This is a genomic window from Nonomuraea sp. NPDC050547 (assembly GCF_044457345.1).
In the GTDB taxonomy this organism is placed as follows: domain Bacteria; phylum Actinomycetota; class Actinomycetes; order Streptosporangiales; family Streptosporangiaceae; genus Nonomuraea.
In genome coordinates this window covers 287,622-301,860 of record NZ_JBITGW010000019.1, presented here as the reverse complement: position 1 = coordinate 301,860, position 14,239 = coordinate 287,622, and the positions used below count along the sequence as shown (strand labels likewise).

General features: G+C 71.7%; 14 protein-coding genes. 6 read left to right on the top strand and 8 right to left on the bottom strand.

The features are described from left to right. Positions 1-296: 296 nt before the first annotated feature. Positions 297-629: an ArsR/SmtB family transcription factor gene (locus tag ACIBHY_RS40805; protein WP_397254284.1), complete on the top strand. Its 333-nt coding sequence runs from the start codon at positions 297-299 to the stop codon at positions 627-629. A 23-nt stretch (positions 630-652) separates the two neighbouring features. Here the strand turns inward: ACIBHY_RS40805 and ACIBHY_RS40800 are convergent, their stop codons facing one another. From ACIBHY_RS40800 to ACIBHY_RS40790, 3 genes are all read right to left on the bottom strand, one after another. Further along, a complete protein-coding gene (locus tag ACIBHY_RS40800) occupies positions 653-2,356 on the bottom strand; it encodes a SulP family inorganic anion transporter (RefSeq protein WP_397309545.1) in 1,704 nt (567 codons plus the stop codon). A 92-nt stretch (positions 2,357-2,448) separates the two neighbouring features. Continuing rightward, positions 2,449-3,441 (bottom strand): alpha/beta hydrolase family protein, encoded by a 993-nt coding sequence (locus ACIBHY_RS40795; protein ID WP_397254281.1) that lies wholly within the window; start codon positions 3,439-3,441, stop codon positions 2,449-2,451. Beyond that, positions 3,438-4,361, bottom strand: coding sequence for a zinc-binding dehydrogenase (locus ACIBHY_RS40790; protein ID WP_397309544.1), 924 nt, complete (start codon positions 4,359-4,361; stop codon positions 3,438-3,440). Before ACIBHY_RS40790 ends, ACIBHY_RS40795 begins: the two co-directional genes overlap by 4 nt. A gap of 88 nt (positions 4,362-4,449) precedes the next feature. On the opposite strand from ACIBHY_RS40790, the gene ACIBHY_RS40785 reads away from it, so the two are divergent. Continuing rightward, positions 4,450-5,382, top strand: a complete 933-nt coding sequence (locus ACIBHY_RS40785; RefSeq protein ID WP_397254277.1) for a LysR family transcriptional regulator — start codon at positions 4,450-4,452, stop codon at positions 5,380-5,382. 25 nt (positions 5,383-5,407) lie between these two features. On the opposite strand, the gene ACIBHY_RS40780 is transcribed toward ACIBHY_RS40785, so the two are convergent. After that, a complete protein-coding gene (locus tag ACIBHY_RS40780) occupies positions 5,408-5,854 on the bottom strand; it encodes a winged helix-turn-helix transcriptional regulator (protein ID WP_397309543.1) in 447 nt (148 codons plus the stop codon). A gap of 34 nt (positions 5,855-5,888) precedes the next feature. On the opposite strand from ACIBHY_RS40780, the gene ACIBHY_RS40775 reads away from it, so the two are divergent. Beyond that, positions 5,889-7,127, top strand: coding sequence for an MFS transporter (locus ACIBHY_RS40775; protein ID WP_397309542.1), 1,239 nt, complete (start codon positions 5,889-5,891; stop codon positions 7,125-7,127). An 80-nt stretch (positions 7,128-7,207) separates the two neighbouring features. Beyond that, entirely contained in the window at positions 7,208-8,692 is a 1,485-nt protein-coding gene (locus ACIBHY_RS40770; protein WP_397309541.1) for an FAD-binding oxidoreductase, read from the top strand. Between the two features lie 326 nt (positions 8,693-9,018). On the opposite strand, the gene ACIBHY_RS40765 is transcribed toward ACIBHY_RS40770, so the two are convergent. From ACIBHY_RS40765 to ACIBHY_RS40750, 4 genes are read right to left on the bottom strand one after another with little or no spacing between them, the layout of a single operon-like run. Continuing rightward, positions 9,019-9,384 (bottom strand): hypothetical protein, encoded by a 366-nt coding sequence (locus ACIBHY_RS40765; protein WP_397254267.1) that lies wholly within the window; start codon positions 9,382-9,384, stop codon positions 9,019-9,021. Positions 9,385-9,417: 33 nt separating this feature from the next. Next, complete coding sequence (locus ACIBHY_RS40760) at positions 9,418-10,863, bottom strand: aldehyde dehydrogenase (RefSeq protein ID WP_397254265.1); 1,446 nt, start codon at positions 10,861-10,863, stop codon at positions 9,418-9,420. Next, entirely contained in the window at positions 10,860-11,720 is an 861-nt protein-coding gene (locus ACIBHY_RS40755; RefSeq protein WP_397254264.1) for a class I SAM-dependent methyltransferase, read from the bottom strand. The genes ACIBHY_RS40760 and ACIBHY_RS40755 overlap by 4 nt, the downstream gene beginning before the upstream one ends. 13 nt (positions 11,721-11,733) lie before the next feature. Further along, positions 11,734-12,672 carry an alpha/beta hydrolase gene (locus tag ACIBHY_RS40750; RefSeq protein ID WP_397254262.1) on the bottom strand — a complete coding sequence of 313 codons (939 nt, stop codon included), beginning with the start codon at positions 12,670-12,672 and terminating at the stop codon, positions 11,734-11,736. A 220-nt stretch (positions 12,673-12,892) separates the two neighbouring features. Between ACIBHY_RS40750 and ACIBHY_RS40745 the strand changes: the two genes are divergently transcribed. Beyond that, entirely contained in the window at positions 12,893-13,453 is a 561-nt protein-coding gene (locus ACIBHY_RS40745; protein WP_397309540.1) for a TetR/AcrR family transcriptional regulator, read from the top strand. Positions 13,454-13,474: 21 nt separating this feature from the next. After that, positions 13,475-14,221 carry an SDR family NAD(P)-dependent oxidoreductase gene (locus ACIBHY_RS40740; protein WP_397309539.1) on the top strand — a complete coding sequence of 249 codons (747 nt, stop codon included), beginning with the start codon at positions 13,475-13,477 and terminating at the stop codon, positions 14,219-14,221. Positions 14,222-14,239 lie beyond the last annotated feature (18 nt).

The window sequence follows — 14,239 nt, the reverse complement described above, 5'->3', positions numbered from 1 at the left end:
GTGGGAGACCACCCCGATCCTGCGGCCCGCGCTGGAGGTGAACTCGTGTTTGAGCCCGATGCCCGGCAGCGCCGTCTGCTCGATCTCCATGGGGGGTCTCCGTTCTTGGACGCAGTGGCGGTCGGCACCAATTGCGCAAATAGTTAATTCATTACATCATGATGTCGATGCCGGGATGGGTGCCCGGTCCTGTGGGCTGCGCGTTTGCGGAGGTTGGCAGGTACGTAGACTGCGGAGATGATGATCAACGGCCGAAACTCCGGCGCGAGGCCGGCGGCCAGGAGAGAGGCGGCGCCATGACTCTGCCGCTCTACCAGCTCAAGGCGGAGTTCTTCAAAACGCTCGGCCATCCGGCCCGCATCAGGATCCTTGAGCTGCTCAGCCGGCGCGAACATTCGGTCGCCGAGCTGCTGTCCGAGGTCGGCCTTGAGCCGGCGCACATGTCCCAGCAGCTGGCCGTGCTTCGCCGCGCCAACCTGGTCACGAGTCACAAGGCGGGCGCCACCGTCACGTACGCCATCACCAGCCCTCAGATCGTGGACCTCCTGGCCGTGGCGCGCTCCATCCTCACCGGCGTGCTCACCGAGCAGGCCGAGCTCCTGCAGGACCTGCGCGCCTCCGCTCCCTGAGGGGGACGGCGGAAGAGCGCGGATCACCCGTCGCGGGCGGTGCTCGCCGGCAGGCGGCCGTCGGCGTGGAGCAGGCTCCGGGCGGCCGTGATCGCTTCGGGGGTGCCGGCGAAGACACGGCCTTCGCGATCGAGACGGGTGATCACGCCGAGAGCCCGCAGCGGTTGGTGGTGCTGGTCGCGGATGCCGGAGACGAGCACGGTGATGGCGCGATGTTCCAGTCGCGTGATGGCGTCCTTGAGTACGAGAGCGCCGCTGGCGTCGATGGTGGTCACTCGTGACATGCGCAGGATGACCACGGAGACGTCGGCGACCTCGGTCAGCTCCAGCAGGAAGCGATGGGCCGCCGCGAACACCAGCGGGCCGTCCAGCCGGTAGGCGACGATGTGCTCGGCGAGGAGCGCGTGCTCCTGGTCGGAGTCGTCCGGCAGATCGGATCGCAGCGACACGGTGTCGAGCCGGACGCTGGCCGCGATCGCCCGCAGGCTCATCGCCCCGGCCACGACGAGCCCGAGCACGACCGCCTGGACCAGATCGAGAGCGACCGTGGCCAGGGCGGTCAGCACCAGCACGAGCGCGTCGGAGCGGGTGGAGCGCACCATCGCGGTCAGCGATCCGACCTCGACCATCCGCACGCACGTGGCCAGCAGGACGCCGGCCAGCGCGGCCAGCGGGACGCGCGCCACCAGGTCGGCGGCGGCGAACACCACGGCGGCGAGAATGGCGGCGTGGGTGAGCGCGGCCAGCCTGGAGGAGGCTCCCGCGCGGACGTTGACCGCGGTACGGGCGATCGCCCCGGTGGCCGGTACGCCGCCGAACAGCGGCGCGGCCAGGTTGGCCAGGCCCTGGCCGAGCAGTTCCCTGTCGGGGTCGTGGCGGTGACGCACGCTCATGCCGTCCGCGACCGAAGCCGACAGCAGCGATTCCAGGGCCGCCAGCGCGGCGACCGCCAGAGCCGGTGCCATCAGGCCGGGCACCGCGCCCGGGTCGACGAAGGACAGCGAGGGCGCGGGCAGCGCGGCGGGCAGCTGGCCGATGCGCGCCACCGGCAGGACGGCCAGTTCGGCCAGTACGGTGGCCAGCGCGACCGCGATCAGGGAAAAGGGCCAGGTGGGGCGTAGCCGGGCGCCGACGAGCATGAGCGAGGCCACCGCCACGGCGATGATCAGAGCGGGCCAGTGCGGGGCGTCCAGGAACTCCTGTACGGCCTGCCACGCGGCCACCGTGACGCGATCCGCGCTCGGTGCGGGCACGCCCAGCGCGGCCGGAACCTGCTGCAGGCCGATCACGCAGGCGATGCCGAGCGTGAAGCCCTCGATGACGGAGGCGGGCACCAGCGCCATGTACCGTCCGGCGCGGGCCAGCGCGAGCAGCACCAGCAGCCCTCCGGCCAGCAGCCCGACCATGAGCACGCCTGAGGCTCCGTGGGCGTGCATGATCGGCACGAGTACCACGGTCATCGCGCCGGTAGGCCCGGTCACCTGCAGCGCTGAGCCGCCGAACACGGCGGCGAGCGCCCCGGCCACGACGGCGGTCGCCAGCCCCGCGGCGGCGCCGAGACCGGAGGAGATGCCGAAGCCGAGGGCGAGGGGGAGTGCGACGATCGCGACGGTGAGCCCGGCGAGCAGGTCACGGCGGGGGTGACGGCCCATCGCGGCCAGGTCGGCGCGCGCCGGCAGCAGGGATCGCATGCGCCGGCGTACCGTCTCTCCGAACGCGTCGTCCATGTCCGCTGCTTCCATCTCTCCCGCAACCCTTTGCGAGATCAATGTAATGAGCGATTGCTAACTTTCGCAATTTATAGATGCCGCGACCGCCATCAGCCCACGCGTCCTGTCAGTTCCCCCGAAAGCCAGTCGGCGGCCACTGCCAGCCAGTCGGGACGGGCGTTGCCGAGCAGGTGGTCGCCGTGCGGAAGGTGCAGGTACCGTCCGCGGGACGCCAGATGGGCCAGAGGCTCGCCGTTGGTGACGCCGGGGATGACATCCCGGCCGCCGTCGATCACCAGCAGTGGGCAGGTGATCCGCGGGGCGAGGCCGGACAGGTCCACCTGCCCGGCGAAGCGGCGGGCCGCGTCTTCACCGCCGGCGCGCCGGGTGAGGAGGTCGCGTACCGGGGGCGGCAGGGCGTCCCAGTCCAGCCGGAACGGGCCGCTGACCGTGACGGCGGCGGCGACGCGGGGTTCCCTGGCGGCGCTTTCCGCGACGTAGTAGCCGCCGAGGCTGAGTCCGACGAGTCCCACGCTCTCGGCGCCGAGCGCGTCGATGACCTGCCCGATCACGTGGTGGTAGTCGGCGCGGACGGTGGTGGTGGCGGTGAGCGCGCCCTGCCCCGGCCCGTCCATGGCGAACACGGCCACGCCGCGGCGCAGCAAGGCGCTGGTCACGTCGTGGAACTCCTCCTTGCCGGAGTCCAGCCCGGGAACCACGATCACGGTGGCCGCGGCGTCGGCCGGGCCGCGCAGCCGGCCGGTGAAGGTCGTGCCCTCGATCCGGCGCGCCCCCGGCTCCAGCAGGTCCAGCGCGCGGCCCATGGCGGTGTCCGCCTCGGCCGCCGCGAGCGCGTGCTCCCGGTTCGGACCCAGGGTGGCGAAGTGGAACCAGCGCGCCGCGACCTGGAGGTGCCCGGCCGCTGAGATCGCCGACTTGGCCCGCGCCGCGCGGGACAGGTGCCCGCGCGCGGCGCTCATGAAGGCCTGACCCCACTGGTCCAGGTCGCCCAGCTCGGCGGCGACACGCAGGTACTCGTGCGGGTCCAGCCCGGCTCCGGTCGCGCGCGACAGGTTGGCGGCGGCGAAGTCCGCGGCGTTCATCGTGATGCTCCGATCGTCAGCACGGCCTTGCCGCGGATACGGCGTTCCCGCAGGTCGACAAGGACGTCGGCGGTCCGGCTCCAGTCAGCGGTACGGCCGATCTCCGCGTGCAGCCGCCCGCCGGCCACCAGTCGCAGCAACGTGGCCAGGTCGCCGCCGTACGGGCCGCCGGCGTAGTGGAAATGCCGGATCACGGCGTTCTCCGGCCCGGCGAGCAGGTCGAAGAAGTCCACGGTCGCGGGTGTACGGCCGGCCTGACCGAACCAGATCAGCGTGCCGCCCGGGACCAGCCTGGCCAGCGCGGACGCGAGCGCGCCGCCACCGGTGGACTCCATGGCCACGTCGAACGGCCCATCCGCGGCGGCCACGTCGTGCACGATCGCCGCGGCTCCCAGCTCGCGCAGCCGCGCACCGCGCTCGGCGGTGGCGGTCACCGCGGTCACCTCCGCCCCGGCCGAGGCGGCCAGCTCGGTCAGGTAGTGCCCCACCCCGCCGGCGGCTCCGGTCAGCAGTATCCGCCTGCCCGCGACGGCGCCGGCCGTACGGAGGAGGCGGAGCGCGGTGATCCCGGCCAGCGGCAGCGCGGCCGCCTGAACGGTGGTGATCTCGTTGGGCAGGACGGCGACGGAGTGGGTGGGAACCGTCGCGTACTCGGCCCAGCCGCCCATCGCCGGATGGCCCACGACGCGGGTGCCGGCCGGCGGGCCGGAGCCGTCGGCGGCGGCCTGGACGACCAGGCCGGCGACGTCCTTCCCGGGTTTCAGGCCGGGTTCTGGCTTTTCCAGCAGGAACGTCTCCCCGCGATTCGGCGAGAACGCCTCGACCTTGACCAGCACCTCGCCCGGGGCGGGCGTGGGCTGGGCGTCCTGGGTGAACTCGACCGGCCGCGCCGCATCTCCTGTGGGGATCAATCTACGCATGCGGCCATGGAACCGTCATCCGGGTCGTGTACTCCAACAACGGTCGCGACCGGCCGACAACCATCGGTTGTCACCTAAGGTGACAGGCGTGGATCTCGACTTGGCGCAGGTGCGCGCGTTCGTGTTGACCGCCGAAGGAGGGCACTTCGGTCACGCGGCCGAGGAACTGTCGATCTCCCAGCAGGCGCTCTCCAAGCGGATCGCCCGCCTGGAGTCCACGCTCGGCCGGCGCCTGTTCGACCGCGGCGGCCAGGGAGTACGGCTCACCGAAGCGGGGCGGCGGTTCCTGGAGCCTGCCCGGCAGGCGCTGACCGCCGCGGACCAGGCCGTGGCGGCGGTGCTGGAGGCGCACCGCCCGCTGCGGATCGACGTGTGGGGCCACCTGTACGCGCCCATGCGCACGCTGGCACAGGTGACCACCGCCGAGCCGCGGCTGGAACTGGGGCACGGCCGTGACCTGCCCGCGGTGATCGCCGCGCTCCTGCACGGCGACGTGGACGCCGCCTTCGGCCGCGTCCACGCTCCGCTGCCCGCCGGGCTGACGCATCGCCTGGTACGGCTGGAGCCGGTGGACGTGATCCTCGCCGCGGATCATCCCCTGGCGAACGCGCCGTCGATCCGCCCCGAGCAACTGCGCGATGGCGTGCTGTGGGCACCAGGCGCCTTGCATCGGCTGGACTTCCTGCGCCGCTTCGCCGACTCCTTCGGCATCCACGAGCGCGCCGAGGGTACCAACCTGGGACTGGAGCACTTCCTGGCCGACCTGGCGGCCGGCACCCGGCGCTTCGGCCTGCTGCCCGCGGACGTGCCGCTGCCGCCCCGCCCGGCGATCCGCTCGATCCCGCTGGCCGGCCCCACTCCCTTGTACGCCTGGTCGCTGCTGTGGCGCGGCAACGGCGCCCATCCGCTGCTGGACACCCTGGTGAGCGCCTTCGTGGCGGAGGCGGAGCGGAACCGGTGGCTGGAATACGACCCCGTCCACGACTGGCTCCCCGAGAACGACCTCGCCGACGTCGAGTGAGTCGCCCAGCGGGCGCGGTTGATCTCTAGCGGGTCTTCCGCACGTGCGTGGTCTCGCCATCGAGGAACGTGCCGTCGGCGCCGGCCGGCGCGACTTCCGGCACGGGGACGCCGTGCCGGTCGACCAGGGTGGAGTGGGGTTCGCCGGGCGCGAAGGCGTGACGTTCTCCCCACTGCCGCAGGGTGAGGATGACGGGGAAGAGGTCGCGGCCGGCGTCGGTGAGCACGTACTCCTGACGGCGGCCCGACGGCGCGGTGCGCTGGGCGAGGAGCCCGTGGGCGGTGAGCTTGCCGAGGCGGTCGGTGAGGATGTTGCGGGCGATGCCGGTACGCCGCAGGAACTCGGTGAACGACCGCGCCCCGTCCATCGCGTCGCGGATGACGAGAAGGCTCCACCTGTCGCCGACGAGGTCGAGCGTACGGGCGACGGGGCAGGTGGGGTCGGTCCAGCCGGGGTCAGTGGTGGGCGACATGGCACCTTCCCATGAGTTGCGAATTGAAACCATTATGCCGTACGGTCAAATTGGTTGCAATTTGCTACTAATCGAGAGTGGGAGTGCGATGGACATGCGGCGACGGTCGCTGCTCGCGGTGGTGTGTGGTGTCGCTGTGGCGAGCATCTACGCGGCGCAGCCGGTTCTGGAGCCGATGGGACGCGATCTCGGCGTTCCGGCGGAACTGACCGGGTGGATCGTGGCGATCGGCCAGATCGGCTATCTGGCGGGGCTGGTCCTGCTGGTGCCGCTCGGCGATGTGGTCGACCGGCGCCGGCTCATCGCCGTGCACCTGGCGCTCACCGCGGTGGGCATGATCCTGACGGCCTTGGCGTCGGCCGCGTGGGTGGCGTTCGCCGGGCTCGCGGTGGCCGGGGTGTTCGCGGTCGTGGTGCAGACCACGGTGGCCTACGCCGCGTCGGTCTCGCCGCCCGCCGAACGCGGACGGAACATCGGCGTCGTGACCTCGGGCGTGGTCGTCGGCATCCTGGGCGCGCGGGTCGTCACCGGCGCGCTCGCCGAGGTGTGGGGCTGGCGGAGCGTCTATGCCGTGCTCGCGGTGCTGGCACTGGGGCTCGCGGCCCTCGTCCTCGTCGTCCTGCCTTCGGAGGAGCGCCCCGGCCGGCGGGCGGTCGTCTCACTGGGCGAGCTGTTCGGGCAGCGCGTCTTCCTGACGCGCGGGCTCATCGCGTTCTTCTTGTTCGCGTCGTTCGGAACCCTGTGGAGCGGTCTGTCCCTGCCGCTGACGGACACGCCGTGGCACCTGAGCGAGAGCCAGATCGGGCTGCTCGGCATCGCCGGACTCGCCGGTGCGCTCGGCGCGGCACGCGCGGGACGGTGGGCGGACTCGGGACGGGCGGCCCCGGTCACCGGCCTCGCGCTCACCCTGCTCATCCTCTCGTGGGCGGCGATCGCGCAACTGCCGTGGTCGATGGGACTCCTCATCGCCGGAATCGTGGTTCTCGACTTCGCGGTCCAGGCCGTACACGTGAGCAACCAGCAACTGCTCACCGCCGCGCACCCGGATCGCACCAGCGGCGTCATCGGCGGCTACATGGTCTTCTACTCGCTCGGCTCCGCCCTCGGCGCCGCCGCGACCACCGCCGTCTTCACCGCCCACGGCTGGGTGGGATCCAGCCTCCTCGGCGCCGGATTCGCGGCCTGCGCGCTGGCCGTCTGGGCGTTCGACAGGCGACGCCCCCTCAGCGGCGCGAACCTCCGATCCGAGAGCCCCGAGCTGCGACACCGTTGAACCGGCCGCTCACGGAGTGTCACCATGATCGCGAGGGTGGCGGCTGCCTACTCTGGCGCTGAGCGATCACAGGGGGCAGCATGACGGTCAGCCGACGAGTACTTCTGCGAGCCGGGGCAGCCGTGGCGGGCGCCGCGCTGGTGCCAGGATCTCTCGCCCGAGCCGCGACACCGCCGGCGAGGCCGGAACCGGAGCCGGTCGCGTGGCGGCAACTGCGGCGGCGGCTGAGCCCCGCCGCCCGCCTGTATCGACCGGGCGCGCCGGAGTACCCGTCCCAGGCCGCGGTGGACAACCTGCGCTATGCCGAGGTACGGCCGGCCGGAGTGCTGGCCTGCGCCACCGAAGCCGACGTGCGGGCCGCGCTGCGCTGGTGCGCCGAGCACCGGGTGCCGTTCGCGGCCCGCTCCGGCGGCCACAACTACGCCGGGCACTCGGCCACCACCGGCCTGGTCGTCAGCGTGCGGGCGCTCAACCGGGTGGACCCGCGCGGGCGGCGGCTGCACCTGGGCGGCGGCGCCACCAACTCCGACGTCTACGCCGCCCGCGACGCCGGCCTGTACTTCCCCGGCGGCCGCTGCCCCGGAGTCGGCGTGGCCGGACTCACGCTGGGCGGCGGGCTCGGCTTCAACGATCGCAAATGGGGCCTGACCTGCGACCGGCTCGTCGAGACCCGCCTGGTCTTGGCCGACGGAAGCATCGTGCGGGCCGCCGAGGACGAGAACGCCGACCTGCTGTGGGCCTGCCGCGGCGGCGCGGGAGGCAACTTCGGCGTCAACACCGCCTTCGTCTTCGACGCCGTACCGGTGAACCGGCAGCGCGTCACCGTCTTCGACCTGACCTTCCCCCTGGCCGCCGGGCCGCGCGTGGTCGACGAGCTCCAGCACATCCTGCACGCCGACCAGTCGGGCGAGTTCGACGTACGCATCGGCTTCAAGCACACCGGCACCGGCGCCACCTCGGTGTGGGTGCTCGGCCAGCGCCTCGGTGACCAGGAGGTCCTGCGCCGCCTGCTCACCCCGCTGCTGCGCCCGCGCCCGGCCACGACCCACATCGAGGAGCTCGGCTTCTGGGCCGGACAGGACTACCTCATGGAACGCCCCGGCGCCAAGGACTGCTACGCCAGCAAATCCCTGGTCCCCGACCGGTGGCTGAGCCCCGAGACCGTCGAGCACATCACCGAATGGACCCGCGCCTGGAAGCCCGGCCCCACCCAGGCCACCGGCTACCTGACCCTGTTCGCCATGGGCGCCACCAGCGCCGCGCCCCGCCCCGACGAGAGCGCCTACCCGCACCGCGCGGGCACCTTCGTCATCGACATCGGCACCCACTGGCAACCCGGTACCCCAGCCCACCAGGTACGCCACCTCCTCGGCCAGATCCGCGCCCTGCACCACACCCTGCGCCGCCACCTGCGCACCGACGCCGCGTACGTCAACTTCCCCGACCCCGACCTGCCCGGCTGGCAACACGCCTACTACGGCGCCAACTACCCCCGCCTGACCGAGATCAAGCAGCGCTACGACCCCACCGGCCTCTTCCACCACCCCCAAGCCATCGGCGGGTGACATCACGTGCCCGGCAGAGCTTCGTGCCGATTTCCGGCATCGGCCGAGGCCGCGCTGAGATCGTTGAGGGTCACGCACTCCTGGCCGGGATTGAGCATGTCCCGGCCGAGGCTGAGCGCTCGCCGGTGGTGCGTCACCGCCAGCGCCGAGGAGCGCGTGGGTGATCGCCTGGCCCCAGTGCGAACCGATCGCCGTGGTCAGCGTCAGGTTGGCGTCCAGGTGCTCGATTGGAACATGTCCGTGGTGTGGTGGTCGGCGATTGTCCGGGTGAAAGCGAGCCCTGGGAGTCGCAAGGGCTCGCTCGCCCCCGACCAGCCGTCGGCGCTCTAGCGGGTGTTGAAGGAGTAGTCGGTGAAGTTCTTTCCGCCGGGGTGGTAGGCGGTCGAGGTTCCGCCGGACGGGGCCCAGTTGCCGGGGACCGTGTCGCAGTTGTGGCCGGGGCCGCACCACTTCCCGACGATGCGCCACTCGGTCTGGCCGGGGCGCTGGTTCCGGCAGCCCGAGATGCGGACGTGGGTGCTGGAGGCGCGCGGGGTTTCCCAGCAGAGCAGGTCGAGCGGGCTGTCACTGGTACTGGCGCCGGCGCCGGCTCCGAAACCGGCGGTGGTCAGGACCGTGGCGAGGGCCGCGACCGCGGCGGCCCTGGGAAGGAATCTGCTGGGGCGAGCGGACAGTGAACGGGGGATGCGCATGGATGTCTCCTTTGATCGCGTCGCTGCGGTGGTTCATCGCTCGCGGGTGACGCGTCCCACGATCGACCGGGTTTCGAGGTATTCGGCCAGCCCCTCCGCGCCGAGTTCGCGTCCCATGCCGGACTGCTTGAACCCGCCGGAAGGGGTGCCGCGGGCCGGTATGCCCGCGTTGATGTTCACGGTGCCCGCCCTGATGCGCCGGGCCACGGCCAGGCCGCGGTCTTCGTCGCCGGTCCACACGCCGCCGTACAGGCCGAAGTCGGAGTCGTTGGCGAGGCGGACGGCGTCGTCCTCGTCGTCGTAGGGGATGACGCAGAGGACGGGCCCGAAGATCTCTTCCCTGGCGATCCGCATCGAGTTCCGCACGTCGTAGAAGACGGTCGGTTCGACGTACCAGCCGGTGTGGCGGTGGGGCGGCCGGCCGCCGCCGGTGGCGATCTTCGCTCCTTCCTGTTGTCCCAGCCGCAGGTAGCCCTCCACCCGCTCGCGCTGCCGTTCGGCCACGAGCGGCCCGACCCAGGTGGACGGCGCCGAGGGGTCGCCCACCACCTGCGACCGCGCGGCGTCGCTCGCCGCGCGCACCACCTCGTCATAGCGGGAGCGCGGTGCGAGGATCCTGGTCTGGGCTATGCAGATCTGGCCGGACAGGGTCATCGCGCCCGTCACCAGCGCGGGGACCATCGCGTCGAGGTCGGCGTCGTCCAGGACGATCGCGGCCGACTTGCCGCCGAGCTCCAGGGTCACCCGCTTGATCCCGTCGGCCGCCACGCTCATGACCCGGCGTCCGGTCGCGCTGGAGCCGGTGAAGCTGACCTTGTCCACGCCCGGATGCGCGATGAGGTGTTCACTCGCCTCCCTGCCTGCCGGGACGACGCTGAGCACGCCCGGCGGCAGGCCGGCCTCGTACAGCGCCTCGGCCAGCAGGTACGCGCTCAGCGGCGTTTCCGGTGCCGGCTTGAGAACGACTGAGCAGCCCGCGACGATCGCGGGAGCGATCTTGGCGGCGGCGATGAGCAGCGGCGCGTTCCAGGGGATGACGGCCGCGACCACGCCGGCCGGCTCCATGGTGATCAGCGTCGAGCCGTTCTCGTCGGCCAGCCTCTCCTCGAAGACGAACGTGCGCGCCAGTTCACCGTAGTAGCGCAGGATCTCCATCACCGGGCCGACCTGGAGAGCCGCGGCGAGCGCCACGGGGGAACCGTTCTCCGAGGTGATGAGCACGGACATGTCAGCCTCGCGGCCGGCCAGGACGTCCGCCGCGCGGGTCAGGATCGCGCCCCGCTCGGCGGGGGTGGTGTCGCGCCAGGCTCCGCTGTCGAACGCCTGCCGCGCCGAGCGCACCGCCCGGTCCATGTCGGCGCCGGAGGCGGCGGCGGCTCGCCCGATCACCTGCTCGGTGACGGGCGAGACGACCTCGATCTCGCCGCCGTCGCGGGGGGAGGACCACTGGCCGCCGATGAGTACCTGGGGCCGGTTCACCTGGCCACCTCCGGCGAGCGGCCGAAGGTGTATCTGAGCATTCCCTTGTCCATCCCGGCCAGGCCGGGGATCGCCCGCATGATGGCGCAGCGGATCTGTTCGCCGCGTGGCATCTTCGCCACTTCGGGTGAGCTGATGAACCGTTCCTGCTCGGCCAGTTTCAGTTCCGGGTTCCAGCGCTCCACCTCGCGCGGGTGGTCGAACCCCTCGTTGACGGGGGCGCCGATGGTCTTGATGGCCGGGACGACGGTGCGCATCATCCGGGAGGAGAGCTTCGAGAAGCCCAGCAGGAGGATCTCGCCGCTCCCGAAGTGGGCGGTGATCCTGCGCAGGAGCCTGGTGAAGGTGGGTTTGGTCATCCACGGGTAGAGCCCGTCCATGACCGCGATGACCGGCCGGTGTGACGGGAGCGCCTCCAGCCAGCCTTCGTTGTTGAGCGAGGTGGCCAGCATGTGGATGTTGGCGGTCTCCTGGTACACCTGGGCGCGCAGGGCGATCATCGTGGGCAGGTCCACGTCGTACCAGTCGGCTTCGGGTGGCGGATCGATCCGGTAGCCGCGGCTGTCGAGTCCGCAGCCGAGGTCGAGAACGATCGCGCCGGGGTGGCGGGTGAGGAAGCGGCGGACCCAGGCGTCGAAGTGGACGGCTCTGATGGTGACGTTGAGACGTTCCTTCTCTTCGAGTTTGGGGCTTGGCTGGATGCGTCCCCAGTCGTAGTCGAAGGCCTGGGCGATCTTCTGGGCGTAGGGGTCGCCCAGGATGGGGCTGGCGGCGCCGGCGTCCACCGCGCGGGCGTGCAGGGTGATGAACGAGGTCTCCTCGATGCCGCTCAGGCCCGCGGTGCTGATTCCGGGCACGGTCCTTCCTCTCTCACTGCCGCATCGCGGCGACGGTGTCCGCGGTGGGCGCGGGGGTGGCGGACGGCAGCCGGGTCTGGCGCAGGTAGCGGTCGAACCAGCCGACCGCCAGCTCCATCGCCTCCTCCAGGCCGGGCCCCGTGTAGAGGCCGAGCACGTCGTAGGGCAGGACCTCCAGCCGCTTCGGCTCACCGGCCTTGTCGAAGGCGCTCTGCGCCTCCTCCAGCACGTGGTACGGGTCGTAGTGGCCGTTGGCGATCATGAGCAGAGGTGTCGGCGCGAGCCGGTGGATGAGGTTCTCCGGCGCGAAGGTGAGCAGGTGCTCGGTGGAGTCGAGCGTCTTCTCGTTGCGGTAGGTGGGATACAGCGTGGACGACAGCTCGTGCGCCTGCCGGGCGCTGTCGTGGTCCAGGCTCAGATGGGGCACCCGCAGGCTGGCGCCCGTCTCGTGGCGGCGTTGCCAGTCCAGGTCGAGCTGCTCGCGCATCGCGTGGACGCCTTCCCGGCCGAGAAGCCGTTCCAGATAGCGCCAGCCGTTCCAGATACTGGGGCTTTGCACGACCACCGCCTTGACGCGGCGGTCCAGCACGGCGGCCTGGACGGCGACGGAGCCGCCGACGCTGACTCCCCACAGCCCGATCCGCTCGGGCTCCACCTCCGGCCGGGTCCGCAGGTAGGAGACGGCGCTGCGGAAGTCGTCGACCTGCCGGTCCGGGTAGTCCAGGCCGCGCGGCTCGCCCTCGCTGGAGCCGACTGTGCGGTAGTCGATGGCCAGGACGGCGAAGCCCGCGCTCACGAAGTAGGGCGCGAAGTAGGCCAGCGCCTCCTTCACCATCACGCCGCTGTGGCCCAGCACCAGGGCGGGCGCGGGGGTCTGTTCGGGCAGATACAGGTCGGCCGCGCAGCGGGTGCCGAGGCTGTTGAACGTCACGTGTTCCGGCTGAAGAGCCATACCTTCACATCCTTCTTGCTATTTCAGCTAAAACTGAAACGGCTAGCATCTTGTGCTTAACCATCATTAGCATTAATCGGGAGACTCCGCCAGTCTCACTGGGAGGTCTCCGGAGATGTGGTGCTCTTTGGTGATCGGTGGTTAACTGCGGGCAAGGGGGAAGGAGTTCTCGTTGGCACAACAGCCGCGGCGCGGAAGACCGCCGGGGGATCGCCGCGCGGTGATCCTTCGCGAGGCCGCGCGGCTCTTCCACGAGCGTGGCTTCCACGGCACGAGCATCGGTGAGATCGGAGCCGCGGCAGGGGTGAAGGGCCCGACCGTGTACCGGCACTTCCCCGACAAGAACGCCGTGCTGGTGGCCCTGATCGAGCGGAGCGCCGACCGGTCGGAGAGCGATGTCGCCCAGGTGCGGCGCGACGGCGGCACGCCCGCCGAGCTGCTGGCCCGGCTCATCGAGGTGCAGGTGCGCCAGGCCGTGGAGGACGGCCCGGTGACCGTCGTCGCCGCCCGCGAGGTGCGCAGCCTGCCCGCCGGGACGAGCGAGCCGCTGTTGCGCCGCGCCCGGCTGAACCACGAGCAGTGGATGGGGCTGCTTTCCCAGGCCCGCCCGGAGCTGGCGAAGGAGGAGGCCCACGCGCTGGTGGTCGGTGTGAAGTGGCTGGTGTTCACGCTCGCGACCGGCGGCACCGGCCTGGAGGCCGACCGGCTGCACCGGCTGATCGCCGGCATGGTGCTCGACGTCCTGCTGCCCGAACGCCCGCGCCGCGCGGAATCCGGCTGATCCCACGAGAAAGGAGCCCGCATGGACATCGCCAACGGGGTCGCACTGGTCACAGGTGGCGCCTCGGGGCTGGGACTGGCGACCGCACGGACGCTGGCCGCCGCCGGCGCCGGAGTCGTCATCCTGGACCTGCCGTCCGCGCCGGAACCCGAGTGCGCGGGCGCGCGGTTCGTGGCCGGCGACGTACGTGACGAGGGGGCGGTGGCCGCCGCCCTCGACGCCGCGGCCGCGATGGGCCCGCTGCGGGCCGCCGTCTGCTGCGCCGGCACCGGAACGGCCCAGCGGGTGCTGGGCAGGGACGGCGTTCACTCCCTTGAGGCGTTCACCCGGATCGTCACGATCAACCTGATCGGCACGTTCAACGTCGTCCGGCTGGCCGCCGAGCGCATCGCCGCCACGGAGCCGGTGGACGGCGAGCGCGGCGTCATCGTCACCACGGCGTCGGCCGCCGCCTTCGACGGGCAGATCGGGCAGGCGGGGTACTCGGCGTCCAAGGCCGGGGTGGCCGGGATGACCCTGCCGCTCGCGCGCGACCTGGCGGCCAAGGCCATCCGTGTGGTGAGCATCGCGCCGGGGTTGTTCGACACGCCCCTGCTCGCGGGCCTTTCCGAGGAGGCCAGGCGGTCGCTGGGCGGGCAGGTGCCGCACCCGGCCAGGCTCGGCCGGCCCGAGGAGTACGCCGCCCTGGTCGCGCACATCGTGGCCAACCCTATGCTCAACGGAGAGGTCATCCGCCTCGACGGCGCCATCCGGATGGCGCCGCGCTAGCCCAGGAGGAGCGTGCCC

What these genes read in the sequence shown, in the direction of transcription:
- ACIBHY_RS40740 (WP_397309539.1), top strand. Translation starts at nt 13,475, where the DNA reads ATGGACATCGCCAACGGGGTCGCACTGGTCACAGGTGGCGCCTCGGGG.
- ACIBHY_RS40780 (WP_397309543.1), bottom strand. Translation starts at nt 5,854, where the DNA reads ATGTCGCCCACCACTGACCCCGGCTGGACCGACCCCACCTGCCCCGTC.
- ACIBHY_RS40800 (WP_397309545.1), bottom strand. Translation starts at nt 2,356, where the DNA reads ATGGACGACGCGTTCGGAGAGACGGTACGCCGGCGCATGCGATCCCTG.
- ACIBHY_RS40790 (WP_397309544.1), bottom strand. Translation starts at nt 4,361, where the DNA reads ATGCGTAGATTGATCCCCACAGGAGATGCGGCGCGGCCGGTCGAGTTC.
- ACIBHY_RS40795 (WP_397254281.1), bottom strand. Translation starts at nt 3,441, where the DNA reads ATGAACGCCGCGGACTTCGCCGCCGCCAACCTGTCGCGCGCGACCGGA.
- ACIBHY_RS40770 (WP_397309541.1), top strand. Translation starts at nt 7,208, where the DNA reads ATGACGGTCAGCCGACGAGTACTTCTGCGAGCCGGGGCAGCCGTGGCG.
- ACIBHY_RS40775 (WP_397309542.1), top strand. Translation starts at nt 5,889, where the DNA reads ATGCCGTACGGTCAAATTGGTTGCAATTTGCTACTAATCGAGAGTGGG.
- ACIBHY_RS40805 (WP_397254284.1), top strand. Translation starts at nt 297, where the DNA reads ATGACTCTGCCGCTCTACCAGCTCAAGGCGGAGTTCTTCAAAACGCTC.
- ACIBHY_RS40750 (WP_397254262.1), bottom strand. Translation starts at nt 12,672, where the DNA reads ATGGCTCTTCAGCCGGAACACGTGACGTTCAACAGCCTCGGCACCCGC.
- ACIBHY_RS40765 (WP_397254267.1), bottom strand. Translation starts at nt 9,384, where the DNA reads ATGCGCATCCCCCGTTCACTGTCCGCTCGCCCCAGCAGATTCCTTCCC.